General features: G+C 33.5%; 10 protein-coding genes and 1 tRNA gene. 4 read left to right on the forward strand and 7 right to left on the reverse strand.

Going from position 1 to position 13,835, the window contains the following annotated elements:
- Together DFR66_RS05800 and DFR66_RS05805 are read left to right on the forward strand one after the other, a co-directional pair.
- The coding region (locus DFR66_RS05800; RefSeq protein WP_147277691.1) for a T9SS sorting signal type C domain-containing protein at positions 1-656 on the forward strand (656 nt) is incomplete at its 5' end.
- A 231-nt stretch (positions 657-887) separates the two neighbouring features.
- Complete coding sequence (locus DFR66_RS05805; protein ID WP_114753894.1) at positions 888-4,745, forward strand: T9SS sorting signal type C domain-containing protein; 3,858 nt, start codon at positions 888-890, stop codon at positions 4,743-4,745.
- Between the two features lie 64 nt (positions 4,746-4,809).
- Here DFR66_RS05805 and bioB read toward each other — a convergent pair whose 3' ends face one another.
- The 7 genes from bioB to DFR66_RS05840 all read right to left on the reverse strand — a co-directional run bounded on the left by bioB (position 4,810) and on the right by DFR66_RS05840 (position 12,552).
- A complete protein-coding gene (gene bioB, locus DFR66_RS05810) occupies positions 4,810-5,895 on the reverse strand; it encodes a biotin synthase BioB (protein ID WP_114753895.1) in 1,086 nt (361 codons plus the stop codon).
- A 244-nt stretch (positions 5,896-6,139) separates the two neighbouring features.
- Positions 6,140-6,595 carry a hypothetical protein gene (locus DFR66_RS05815; RefSeq protein WP_114753916.1) on the reverse strand — a complete coding sequence of 152 codons (456 nt, stop codon included), beginning with the start codon at positions 6,593-6,595 and terminating at the stop codon, positions 6,140-6,142.
- 115 nt (positions 6,596-6,710) lie between these two features.
- Entirely contained in the window at positions 6,711-7,640 is a 930-nt protein-coding gene (locus tag DFR66_RS05820) for a bifunctional riboflavin kinase/FAD synthetase (protein WP_114753896.1), read from the reverse strand.
- A 98-nt stretch (positions 7,641-7,738) separates the two neighbouring features.
- Positions 7,739-9,781: a M43 family zinc metalloprotease gene (locus DFR66_RS05825; protein ID WP_114753897.1), complete on the reverse strand. Its 2,043-nt coding sequence runs from the start codon at positions 9,779-9,781 to the stop codon at positions 7,739-7,741.
- Positions 9,782-9,933: 152 nt separating this feature from the next.
- Positions 9,934-10,608 (reverse strand): aminoacyl-tRNA hydrolase, encoded by a 675-nt coding sequence (gene pth / locus DFR66_RS05830; protein ID WP_114753898.1) that lies wholly within the window; start codon positions 10,606-10,608, stop codon positions 9,934-9,936.
- A 284-nt stretch (positions 10,609-10,892) separates the two neighbouring features.
- Entirely contained in the window at positions 10,893-11,504 is a 612-nt protein-coding gene (locus DFR66_RS05835) for a 50S ribosomal protein L25/general stress protein Ctc (protein WP_114753899.1), read from the reverse strand.
- A 106-nt stretch (positions 11,505-11,610) separates the two neighbouring features.
- The gene (locus tag DFR66_RS05840) at positions 11,611-12,552 is read right to left on the reverse strand and encodes a ribose-phosphate pyrophosphokinase (protein ID WP_114753900.1); all 942 of its coding nucleotides are present in this window, start codon (positions 12,550-12,552) and stop codon (positions 11,611-11,613) included.
- Between the two features lie 289 nt (positions 12,553-12,841).
- Here DFR66_RS05840 and DFR66_RS05845 point away from each other — a divergent pair.
- Positions 12,842-12,921: transfer RNA gene (locus DFR66_RS05845), tRNA-Leu, on the forward strand.
- A 318-nt stretch (positions 12,922-13,239) separates the two neighbouring features.
- On the forward strand, positions 13,240-13,506 hold the full coding sequence (locus DFR66_RS05850) for a hypothetical protein (protein WP_146841109.1): 267 nt from the start codon (positions 13,240-13,242) through the stop codon (positions 13,504-13,506).
- Positions 13,507-13,835 lie beyond the last annotated feature (329 nt).

A 13,835-nucleotide genomic window follows, 5' to 3' on the forward strand; every position in this document is an offset into this window, starting at 1 on the left:
GGCTTAATTTGACCAACACGCAAGGAGCTTTTAAGCAAATGCTAGTTGGCTATGTTACAAATGCTACTAATGGATTCGATAAGGCTTATGATGGGCAAAGTTTTGATGGAAATGAGTTTATAGATTTTTATAGCATTAATGATGATAAAAATTTGACAATACAAGGAAGATCATTGCCATTTGATAAAAATGATGAGGTAGCATTGGGCTATAGTTCTACAATTGAAGGTGCTTTTTCAATAAGTATAGATCAGACGGATGGAATATTAGCTTCTGAAGATGTTTTTATTGAAGATAAAACGACCAATACCATTAAAAACCTTAAAGAAGGTGCATATAATTTTTCTACGAAAGCAGGGTCTTTCAACGATCGTTTTGTACTGCGTTACAAAGACAAAACTTTAGGAATCGATGACTTTGATAAAACAGAAAATCAAGTTTTAATTTCAAAAGATAAGAATGAATTAAAAATAAAATCGGAGCTTGAAAGTTTAAAACGAATCACAGTTTTTGATTTGCTTGGAAGAAAAGTCTTTGATAAAGAAGTGATAAACAGTAATGAATTTAGTATTTCAAATAGTACTTTGAATAAACAAATAGTAATAGTCAAAGTGATGTTAATAAATGGAAAAGTGATTTCTAAAAAAGTTTTTTGAAAGAACAATAGAATATTTTCCTTACCCTAATTAAAAATTCCACTCTGTTAGTTCAGGTTGGGATTTTTTTTTGGAATAAAAGTAAAAATATTATTTAATTTAGGTTAAATATCACTAAATGTGGGTATTGTGTAAATTAGTTATTGTCTTTAAATTTATGGATGTTATTAATCAAAGTTGAAATTATGAGTGGCATCACGATTCATAATAGAGGCATAAATCCATCTAAATTTGAAAACAATATTCGTTTATTTAGCTATTTTATTTGGCCCTATACTTGTAAATAAGGCATATTCTCAACAAGGGAAATCTGATGCAACATTTAATGTTTATGATGATGGTTTGCAAGGCGATGGTTTTGATAATACAGTCAGAACGGTCTCTTTACAAACAGATGGTAAATTGATTGTAGGAGGTGACTTTTTAAATTTTAATGGCTCAGTAACACTGTATTTATGTAGGTTATTTCAAGACGGGTCTAAAGATACTTCATTTAATTTGGGTGCCGGTTTTAATGGTAAAGTGTATTGTTCTCTTATACAGCCTGACGGTAAGATAATTTTAGGAGGCTCTTTTACAACTTTTAACAGTGTAAGTGCAAATCGATTAATCCGATTGAATAGTGATGGCTCTATAGATGGAACATTTAATACAACAATAGCTGCAAGTAGCGGGATAGTATATGGACTTGCTTTGCAGCCCAATGGGAATGTGATTATCGTAGGGAGTTTTACGAAATACAATGGAATTACAGCTAATCGAGTAGCTCGGATTTTACCAAACGGGAATTTAGATACTGGTTTTATAACTGGTTCAGGGGCAAATGGAGTAGTGGAAGAGGTTCAAATTCAGTCTGATGATAAGGTTATTCTCGCTGGCTCATTTGATTCTTTCAATGCAATTAATAGCAGTAAGATAATAAGATTAAATGCGGATGGAAGCCCTGATAATTCTTTTGTAATTGGTACGGGTTTTAATGCAAGCGTATCTGCTCTAGCAATACAATCAGATGGGAAAATTATAGCGGGTGGGGATTTTATAACCTATAACGGAATCACAGCAAATAAAATAATTCGACTTAATATAGATGGTTCTATTGATGCCAGTTTTGTCTCTGGTTCGGGATTTAATACAGGTGTTGTTGAGGTTATTAAACTGAATTCTGCTGGGAATATATTGCTTGGAGGCTCTTTTTCGGGAACATATAATGGTATAGATATAAATCGATTGATATGTTTGAACTCTAATGGGGATATTGATCCAATATTTGATTTAGGTGCAGGTCCATTTTCTGCGTCTGTACTCGATTTAGCTAATGCAGCTGACGGATCATGGTATGTTGGAGGTTCTTTCTCCATATTTGATTCACAAAATCAAGGACGATTGGCTAAAATTGACCCAATTGGAACTTTAGATATTGGTTTTCTAACTGCTGGAGTAGGTTTTGACAATGCCGTTTTGAAGGTCCTTTCCTTATCAGACAATAAAACGATGGCATTTGGTAGTTTTACTAAATTCAACGGAATTATTTCTAATAGAATTTCACGTTTGCTGGAAGATGGTGCATTTGATTCTTCCTTTAATATTTCTGGTGCTGGCGCAAATAATACGATTAGAAGTGCAATTATACAAAGTGATAATAAAATGGTTATAGCAGGAGCTTTTACGACTTACAATGGTATGATTGCTAATAGAATAGCTAGAATTCTTCCTGATGGGCTTTTAGATCCAACATTTATCACTGGATTAGGTACAAATAATCAAATTTATGCACTCGCATTACAGCCAGATGGAAAAATAATTATTGCTGGAAATTTTACAAGTTATAATGGGATTTTGGTGAATAGAATTGCCCGGTTATTGCCTAATGGAATTCTTGATGTCACTTTCATCACTGGTTTAGGTTCAGATGCGATAGTTGAGGCGGTTTTGTTGCAATCGGATGGAAAAATAGTTTTAGGTGGGCGTTTTATTACTTTCAATGGAGTGTCTTATAATCGTATGATTCGTTTGAATACAGATGGAAGTATAGATACCGGTTTTTCTGTTGGTATTGGTTTTGATAAAAATGTTTATGCGATAGCATTACAGTCGGATAATAAATTGATTGTTGGAGGGACATTTCTAAACTACGGAGGTGTTTCCGCAAAAAGAATTCTCAGACTCAACAGTAATGGAGGTCTCGATACTACTTTTACTTCGGGAACGGGTTTCAGTAATGGAGAGATTAGAACTATTTTGGTACAACCGGATGATAGAGTTTTGCTTGGCGGAACTTTCTCAGGAACATATAATGGAATTGCAGTAAAACGAATGCTAAGATTACTTTCTTCGGGAATTTACGACACTACTTTTTCAGTTAATCTAAATGGTACATTATTTAGCGCATGTTTTACGCCAAATAGCAATATAATCATAGGAGGGAGTTTTAACTCTGTTTCTGGAATAACTAAACATCGTGTCGCTAGACTTAAATTGTGTACCAATAGTTCTGTTTGGAACGGGATTGCATGGAGTAACGGATTGCCTTCTGTTGAAAAAACATTGATTTTTAATGGTAATTATGCGTCACTTACTACTGTAAATTCCTGTTCTTGCTCAATCAGCGCTGGAAGTACTGTAACAGTTCCAGATGGAAATACTTTAGGATTAGTTTTTGACTATTCAGGATTAGGGACATTAGTTTTAGAGAATAACGCAGCACTTTATCAGTCCGAAGATCAGGTTACTAATACGGGCATTATTCAGTTAAAAAGAAAAACAACACCAATCCTGAGAACAGACTATACCTACTGGTCATCCCCTGTTTTAAATCAAAAATTGATTGATGTTTCTCCTGGTACACTTTCTAATAAGTTTTATTCCTTTGATGCTTCATCAGATTCATGGTTCAACGAGAATTCAATAAATACAATGACAGTTGGTAAAGGGTATATTATTCGTGGTCCGGAATCTTTTTCAAGTACATCTACAGCATATTATGAAGCAGTTTTTAATGGTATACCAAACAATGGTTTAGTTTCAATTCCAATTGGCAGTACAGATACATCGAATCTTATAGGTAATCCATATCCTTCAGCGATTGATGCCGATTTATTTTTAAATGAAAATAATGGGATTTTAGACGGGACAATTTACTTTTGGACACATAATACTGCAATTAATAATAATTTGTACACTTCGGATGATTATGCGGTTTATAATGCATTGGGAGGTGTGGGTACAAGTGCATCCTTGAGTTCTGGAGTAAATAATACTAAGCCTGACGGTAAAATTGCGTCTGCTCAAGCTTTTTTTGTCACTGCTATCAATGGTGGTGGAATTGCTAAATTTGATAATAGTATGCGATTGATAGGGCAGAATTCAAGTTTTTTTAAATTAAGCACAACAAATAAAATAAAAACAAAAGAGATTGAAAAGCATCGTATTTGGTTGAATTTATATAATAATGAAGGTGCTTTTAAGCAAATTTTATTAGGTTATGCAACAGGAGCGACTAATGGTATTGATAATTCTTTTGATGGTGAAAGTTTTAATGGTAATGAATATTTAGATTTTTACAGTATTATTCAAGATAAGAACTTGACAATTCAAGGCAGGGCTTTACCATTTGAAGAAACTGATGAGATTAAATTAGGGTTTGCTACTACAATAGCGGGGGCTTTTACAATAAAAATTGATCAAGCCGATGAATTATTAGCTCGTCAAAATGTTTTTATTGAGGATAAGTTTAGCAATAATATTGTTAATCTAAAGAATGAAAATTATACTTTCAATACAGTGTCTGGTTCTTTTAATGATCGCTTTGTGTTGCGTTTTGCCGATAAAATTTTAGCTTTAAATGAACTTGAAAAAGATAATGAATCAGTTTTAGTGTATAATAAAAGCAAACAATTACAAGTTAATTCTGCTAAAGAATTCATTGATGAAATTTCAATATTTGATATGGCTGGAAGAAAAATATATGAAAAAAATAATATCAATGATATTGATTTTTCGGTGCTTAATTTAAGTTCGAATCATCAAGTATTATTGATTAATATAGTTTTGCAAAATGGTCATTCGGTTGTGAGAAAGGTGGTTTATTAAAGAATTTGCATAAAAAAAGCCCTCTTTTTGTATTCAGAGGGCTTTGTGTAATTTGAATAGATAATTATTTTTCTTTGCCAGATGCTTCAAGATTTCTTTCAATACTATGTCCAGGTCTTGACCATTTTGGTTTTTCGCCCAATGGTGCAAATTGAGAATCTTCGGCTTCAACAGTCTGTGGTTGAGAAACTTTTGTAAATGGTTTCTGTGGATTTAACCCAAGCAATTCAAACATTTTCATGTCTTCATTTACATCAGGATTTGGTGTGGTAAGTAATTTATCTCCTGCAAAAATAGAATTGGCACCTGCAAAGAAACACATAGCTTGGCCTTCACGGCTCATGTTCATTCTTCCTGCAGATAAACGCACTTGAGTTTCCGGCATGATGATTCTCGTAGTGGCAACCATTCGAATCATTTCCCAGATTTCTACCGGTTTTTCCTCTTCCATAGGAGTTCCTTCTACAGCTACTAATGCATTAATTGGTACCGATTCTGGTTGTGGGTTTAATGTAGAAAGCGCTACTAGCATTCCTGCCCTGTCTTCGATGCTTTCTCCCATTCCTATAATTCCTCCGCTACAAACAGTAACATTTGTTTTACGAACATTCTCTATAGTTTGAATTCGGTCTTCAAATCCACGTGTAGAAATCACTTCTTTATAATATTCTTCTGAAGTATCTAAATTGTGGTTGTAAGCATATAAACCAGCTTCTGCTAATCGGTGTGCTTGATTTTCAGTAATCATTCCAAGGGTACAACACACTTCCATGTCCAGTTTGTTTATGGTACGAACCATTTCAAGTACTTGGTCAAATTCGGGCCCATCTTTTACGTTTCTCCAAGCTGCTCCCATACATACACGGGAGGACCCACTTGATTTTGCACGTAATGCCTGTGCTTTTACTTGGCTAACTGACATTAAATCATTCCCTTCAATTTCAGTATGGTATCTTGCTGCTTGTGGGCAATAGCCACAATCTTCAGGACATCCACCCGTTTTTATAGATAATAATGTTGAAACCTGAACCACGTTAGGATCGTGATGTTCTCTATGTATAGAAGCAGCTTCAAAAAGCAAATCCATCATAGGTTTGTTATATATTGCGATAATTTCTTCTTTCGTCCAATTGTGTTTTGTAATACTCATCGATGCAATTTTTTGATACACCAAAAGTAGTTAAATAGTTCTAAAGAAGCAACGCAATACGATTGAAAAGGAATTTAAGTACTATTTTAGTTGAGGTGTCACAGGATTAGTTGGTAAGTAGTTTTTGATGTGTAATGTCCCATTTCGGTTATTCACAATTAAGTATTTATCATCTTGACAACCTAGGAGAATTCATGAATTGTGGCCTAAACGTTATAAAGGTTATTTACTAACATTAGTTTTTTTAAGATTTGTTTCCATGCTTGTCAGAGGAATACCGGGTTTCCCAATATAAAAGTAGCATGAAAGTTACAATTATTGCTGAGCTAATTCCTTCAAATAACAATGAGATTGAATACGTCATTACAGAGGGTTCACCACCAAACAAAAACGTTTTAGATAATGATCCAATATATTTTTCTCCACCTTTTGCAAAACTATACGCAATTAAGGCGGCTATGCTCAAGATAACACCAATCAAAGATGTTGCTAATGCGGATACAGAGTTACTTGCTATTTCAGTTTTTCCTTCTGCAAAATTAGACTTAAGGGTTCTATTCGTGCCATAAAAAATAAAAAGCACGTTAAAAACGCGAAGGATATAAATATCAGCTAGGCCCAAAAGCTCCATGATTAAGAAATAGATTCCAATTCCTAGTATTATAATGATTCCGTTTATTAGTTCTTTGGGAAATTTCATAACTACCATTTTTAAAAGTTAAAAAAGAATACTTTTAGGATAAATAATGTATTATTCTCAAATTTAAAGAAAAAAAGTAAAGTTTTATAAAAATTAAGAAAGATTTTATACTTAATTATAATTTATTTAAGTAGCCTAAAGCCTCTTTTTTGTCTTTTTGGAGTTGTGCTTTTAGAAACTCTAGAGAGTCAAATTTTTGTTCTGAACGCAATCGATGCAAAACAGAAACACTAATTTTTTGATTGTATAGGTCAGCGCTAAAATCAAAATAATAAATTTCGATAGATTGTTTTTGCCCATCAACAGTAGGATTGAATCCAATGTTCATCATACCAAAAACGATTTGTTCATCAATTATACTTTTTACAATATAAACACCGTTTTGTGGAATCAGTTTGTAGTTTTCGTCAATTTTTAAGTTGGCAGTAGGAAAACCTATTGTCCTTCCTAATTGTTTTCCTTTGACAATGCTTCCTGTTAGAAAATAATTGTACCCTAAATATTCGTTGGCCAAAGCCATATCTCCTTCTAAAAGTGCATGTCTAATTTTTGTAGAACTTACAGAAATATCATTAATTTCCTGAACTGATATTTGTTCTACTTCAAAACCATATTCTTTTCCATACGCAATGAGATCATCTATATTTGCTGTTCTATTTCTTCCAAAACGATGGTCGTGACCAATAATTATTTTTTTGATATGAAATCGATCAACAAGAATGTTACTCACAAATTCTTCTGCTGTTAATCTTGAAAATTCTTCGTCAAAAGGATGAATAACAAGGTTTTCAATACCAATTTTTTCTAAAAGTTCTATTTTTTCGGTTATAGTATTGAGAAGTTTTATATCAGAATGTTCTTGTAAAACCATTCTGGGATGTGGAAAAAAAGTAAGGACTAAGCTTCCGTATTTCTGATTATCCGTGTTTTCTGTTAATTTTTTTAGGATTTTTTTATGCCCAATATGTACTCCGTCAAAAGTGCCTAAGGTTAGAATTGTTTTTTTTGTGGAGCTGAAATCGTTTATAGAATGGAAAATCTTCAAAGCAAGTGTTTTATAATGGTGCAAATTTAAGGTATCCAATTGATATAACTAAAAAAGGATTGAAAACTTCAATCCTTTTTTAGTTCATTTTATGTTTTTTATTTTTTAATAAACCGAATTGTATTTGTTTCGGATTGATTTTTCGATAATTTTAAAAAATAAATACCTCGTGCTAAATGTGAAACATTGATACTTAGGTCTTGTTCTGATTCGATTTTTTTCGATTTTATTGTTTGTCCTAGGGTATTTATAATAGTATAGGCCTCTGGAGAATCCAATTTGTTTTCAACAACTATGTTCAATAGATTAGACGTAGGATTTGGATAGAGATAAACTGAATTTAATTTTTCAGACTCATTTGTTGATAGTGAATTGATGCTGAACTTAGTTGTTTCCCCTGTTCCAAACTCATCACCTGAGGCAATAACTTCACCCGAAGGAGTTTTTAAATCATAATATCCTGCTCCGTATTCACAACAAATACCATCACCTTGACTATCAAATATTGAAAAGGTGTAACAGTCATTACTAGGAAGGCTAAAGGTGGTGTTTATTAAAGCTGGAAGCGGTCCTGTTTCATCATCTGTATCAGTGTAGGGACCTCCTTCGTACAATATGACTCCAGCTTTATTTGTTAGTTTCCAGGTTGTTTCTTCTCCATAGTGGTCAAGTTGCAGTGAGAAGTTAACGGTATTAGATGAATAGTTTAAGCTCCTTTCAATATTAAAATTAATTGTACTGCCGTTATTAGAGGCATTTTGGTCTGTTGTACCATTTACACTGGTTATATTACAGTTAAAATTATGGTTGCCAATTGTTGTTGTTAAACTGTTTAAAGTAATGTTCTGTGATTGATTATTTAACAGGTTTCCAGTCCAATTGTACGTTTGTAAATTTTGATTATCAATACCATATTGTATAGATGCTCGTGTTAATGGGGAAGTTCCTTTATTTGTGATTTTTATAACTGGCGAGAAATTGGTACTGCAGTTAATGTTTAGATTTACAATCATAGTCGAGGCGTCATTGGCAAACGTAGTTCCTGGAACAAGTGCGTCAGAAGTTTTTAACGATGCTCTTCTTGTGGAATTGTTCATAACGGTTATCATACGATTTTTTTGATCTGATGTAAATATGTTCATGCACGCATCATTAGAATAGTCCATATAATTTTCAATCATGTCAACCCCTGGTGATGCTGGGCAGGAGTCAACTCCTACTGTACAACCCTGATTTTCTTGACCTGCATTTGGAGTGTCCGCGCAAAAATCATCTACGTCACAACCTCCATCTCCCCAAATGTGACGTAGTCCAAGCCAGTGACCTACTTCGTGAGAAGCTGTCCTGCCTTTGTCATAATTGTTCACGTATGTTCCTGCAGGGAAATAGCTTGATGAACCAAAAAAAGCATAACCTATTACGACACCATCAGTATTAGCTGGACCTCCATTGTTGTTTATTCCCGCTAAGCCTGATGCGTCTGGAAATTGTGCATATCCTAAAAGATTGTTCCCAGAAAATTTAACGACCCAAATGTTAAGATATTTCTCTGGATTCCATTGTGTTTGCGGTTTTACAAAGGAATCAACTTCATCAGTTGACCAGCTTTCTTGTCCTAAGTCTACTCTGTTTATTCCATTAGTTAAAATTCCGGCTGGGTCACGTCTGGCTAACGCGAATTCAATTTCAACATCGGCTCCTACGGGATTAGTATTAAATCCAGGAGTGCCTGATTTTTTTCTGAAATCTTCGTTAAGTACCTGTATTTGCGAAATTACTTGCTCATCAAAAATATTTTCATCCGTTCCTATTATATTTCCATTATGAATGACGTGAACTACAACGGGAATTGTGATGACTGCATTTTGTTGTAAGACTTTAGATGTGTTTTTCCTTTTTTCTTTTTCAATTTTAATTTTTGGGGCAATCCATTGTTCAAATTCGGAAGTTGAAAGCCTATTTGGGTTTTTAGACTTTAAATATTCTTCGTATTCTGTAGTAGCACAGCGAATTAATGAGCCTTCTTTGATGATTTTCTTATTGCCAAAAAGGACTACCTCAGTTAAATTGTTTACTTGAGCAAACGAATAATTGACTGAAAAAAAAAGAGAGAGTAGGAGTATAAAAGTGATTTTTTTCATGTTATAAGTTTGTGAATTTTTATGTTAAAATATTGATGTGAGTAGTCATTTTTTTGTAAAAATGAAAAAACATGCATTAAAATTAATTATTATTATAATTAAATACAAATTAATTTTAAGGTTCATTTAGTTATCTATCAGGAAATAATAATTTATTTTCCGTTAAATGTAGTCATGGTATTTTCTAATCCGGCAGTTCCAAATGATTTTATTATCTCTGATGCCATTTCTAACCGTTCAGGAAGTGCTAATTTCTCTGCGTCATCCCATTCGCCAAGAACGTAGTCAACTTGCTTTCCTTTTTTGAATTCGTCACTGATGCCAAATCGGAATCTAGTGTAGTTTTGAGTATTCAAGACAAGATTGATATTTTTTAGACCGTTGTGTCCGCCATCACTTCCTTTCGGTTTAATGCGGATGGTGCCAAAGGAAATATTCAAATCATCCGTGATTACGAAAATATTTTCTAAGGGGATATTTTCTTTATCCATCCAATATTGAACGGCTTTACCGCTCAAATTCATATAAGTGTTTGGTTTCAAAAGTAGAAAAGTTCTTCCTTTGAATTTGTATTGAGCAAGGGCTCCTAGTTTTACGGTTTCAAAAGAAATTCCTTCTTTGCGTGCCAGAAAATCAACGATTTTAAAACCAATGTTATGTCTTGTGTTTACGTATTCGGCACCAATATTGCCCAGTCCTACTATTAAAAATTTATTACTCACGCTTTCTATATTATTTTTTTGGGGTTCTTGAACCTCTAGTTTCGTATAATTCGTATTGTTCTCTGTTTTTGTTGACGAGAATAAATTTGAAATCCATTTTATCATGCTGCAAAAATAGACTTAATTAGAATATTGGACTACTAGATTTTTTGAAAATCGTTATTGAGACCCAAATAGTTCTCAATAGCCCTGATGGAAGTGACATCCCACGCTTTTTGGCGTGGATACAACGTACAGCAGGAGCAGAGTTGTTCTGAAAATGAGTAGTTGTGCTCCTAATAATTTTAAACAGGATAATGAGATTTCAACTTTTCCGAAAAGTCATACTAAAAAGCAAAAAAAAAGCACCAGTTTTACAACTGATGCTTTCTTGAATGATTGAAAAAATATTATTTTTTCTTTCCTTTTGCAGGAGCTTTTGCTGCTTTTGCTGCTTCTTGAGCTGCTTTCATAGCCGCACGAGAAATCTTCACTTGACAAATAACTGTATTGTCTGGGTGCATGATTTTAAAGTTTGGTGTAGGCACTTTAGTAACGTATAATTTGTTACCCATGTCAAGTGGAGTAATGTCAGCTTCAACAAAATCTGGAAGATTTTTAGGTAATGCTTTTACTCTTAATTTACGGTTGTTCAAACGTAAATCTCCACCTGCCATAACTCCTTTAGAGTTACCAACAATTTTTACTGGAACTTCCATAGTGATTTCTTTATCATCAAAAATTTGAAAGAAGTCAATATGTAAAATTTTGTCAGACACAGGGTGAACCTGAATGTCTTGTAAGATAGCTGTGTATGGTTTTCCTTTTCCAAGATCGATCTCAACTGTGTGAGCGTTTGGAGTGTAAACCAAGTTTTTGAAAGCCATAACTTCTGCTGAGAAATGAACTGCCTGATTTCCTCCGTATAATACGCAAGGAACCAATCCAGCATTACGTAGGGCTTTAGTTGCTACTTTACCCACGCTTTCTCTTTCTGATCCTTTAATTGTAATCGATTTCATTGTAAAAAAAATATAGTTATTAAATAATATTACTTGTTTGGCTTCTAGCTTTTGGCTATTGGCATGACTTTATAACTTTAGGACATTTGACTTTACGCCTAATGTATTACATTATAAATTTTCCACTAATGGAATTGTTGTGGTGCACCATGTGCATAACTTCAGCAAAAAGAGGTGCACAACTCAACACTCTTATTTTGTTTGATTCTTTCTTCAACGGAATAGAATCGGTAACTATTAATTCGCTCAATTGCGATTTTTCAATTTTTTCGTAAGCCTCACCAGATAAAATAGCGTGGGTACAAATGGCTCTTACACTCAAAGCTCCTTTTTCTATCATTAAATCTGCGGCTTTCGCCAAAGTGCCTCCGGTATCAATCATGTCGTCTACTAAGATTACATTTCTACCTTTTACCTCACCAATTAACTCCATAGTGTCAATCACATTAGCAGCTTTTCTCTGTTTGTAGCAGATAACCACATCTGAATTTAAAAATTTAGAATAGGCGTAAGCTCTTTTAGAACCTCCCATATCTGGTGATGCAATAGTCAAATTGTCTAAACCTAAACTTTCTACATACGGTAAAAAGATAGTTGAAGCAAAAAGATGATCCACCGGTTTTTCAAAGAATCCTTGAATTTGATCAGCGTGTAAATCCATTGTCATTACGCGAGTTGCTCCAGCGCTTTCTAATAATTTAGCTGTCAATTTTGCTCCTATCGGAACTCTTGGCTTGTCTTTTCTGTCTTGTCTCGCCCAACCAAAATAAGGAATTACTGCTGTTATATGTCTTGCCGAAGCACGTTTTGCGGCGTCAATCATTAATAACAATTCCATCAAATTATCTGCATTTGGAAAAGTGGAGCAAACAATAAAAACGCGTAACCCTCTGATAGACTCTTCATAAGAAGGTTGAAATTCACCATCACTATATTTAGACATGGTAACTTTTCCTAACGGAATTCCATATTGCTTTGCTATTTTTTCTGCAAGATAGACACTTTGTGAACAAGCAAAAATTTTAGCTTCTGGTTCTAGGTGTGACATTAATTTGTTGTTTTTATTCCGCTGCGCTCCATACAGTTAGGCTTTGTGATTTGTGTAAAGCCTTATATATGTATTTACCTCGGGTGTAGTTAGTTAGTGTGTTTCGTTTTACCGAGGTGCAAATTTATAAAATTTATTCAACTCTGAAAGGAAAAAATTAAGTATTTTTAGTAGAACATTTAATATTATTTTTTACATTTGCACCGTGTTAAAGGAATTAATGGTTGATTTAAACACAATCACATCTTTTATTGCGTTGAAATAACTGTCGTTATTTCATGTCTGCTAAGCCCGGATGGCGGAATTGGTAGACGCGCTGGTCTCAAACACCTGTGGGAAACCGTGCCGGTTCGACTCCGGCTCCGGGTACAAAAACCGCTTCGAAAGAAGCGGTTTTTTTGGTTTATGGTGGTTTTTCTTCTCTGTAAATACTCATTTAGAAAACGTTAAAAACTTAATTGTCAGTTAAATTTTAGCAGTTATATGCCCAAAACGTTTTTTTGTGATATTCTAAATAGAGTTTGAAAATTGTACCGTTATCGTTATTTATGCAAATTTATTTTTGTATTCTTGTAAGTATAAGTAGAGTACTTAATTATGAGGAAAATAGTTTGTTTAGCACTTATATTATTAATATTAAGTTGTGCTAAGCTAGCGTATACCAATCACTTTCGAACTCATGTATTTTTGTTAGATGACACAAGTAATCCAAAATATTTAGTTGATTCAATTAATAAAGTTTATCAAAAAAAAATATTCACAAAATCTCCTATAGTTGCGATTGATGGAGTAGTATTAAAGTATGATAAGACTAAAGACACCTTAATTCTTCCACTTAAGCAAAGTGATATAACAAGCGTAACATATCTTGGTCCAAAAGTTAGTGCAATCATTTATGGAAAGAAAGAGATTTATGGTGCAATTGTAATAAATACTGTTGCATTGAATAAATAGTCTGGTCGCTATTTGCCATTGTCGGTATTATAGGAATACTGTTTAAGTATTTTTTTGATAACTTCGTTCACGGTTTCTCCAAGATTCCTAATAGTTTCCAGTTTTAGAACACTCTCAAAATAAATAAATATAAATTCTATTATGCTGAGCTCGCAAAGAAGAAAGTTATTTAACTCAATCTAATATCAGCAGTTGTCAATTACTTAATGCCATAAAAAAAGCTTCCAAAATTAAGAGGGCACTGAAAAACTTCGCTTATTTTGATTAGAGTCGTTTTTTAGACAATAAAGAAACGCTTATAACAGGATTTTAAACATCCGTTATAAGCG

Origin of the sequence: Flavobacterium glaciei (genome assembly GCF_003350545.1) — a bacterium.
Lineage (GTDB): Bacteria > Bacteroidota > Bacteroidia > Flavobacteriales > Flavobacteriaceae > Flavobacterium > Flavobacterium glaciei.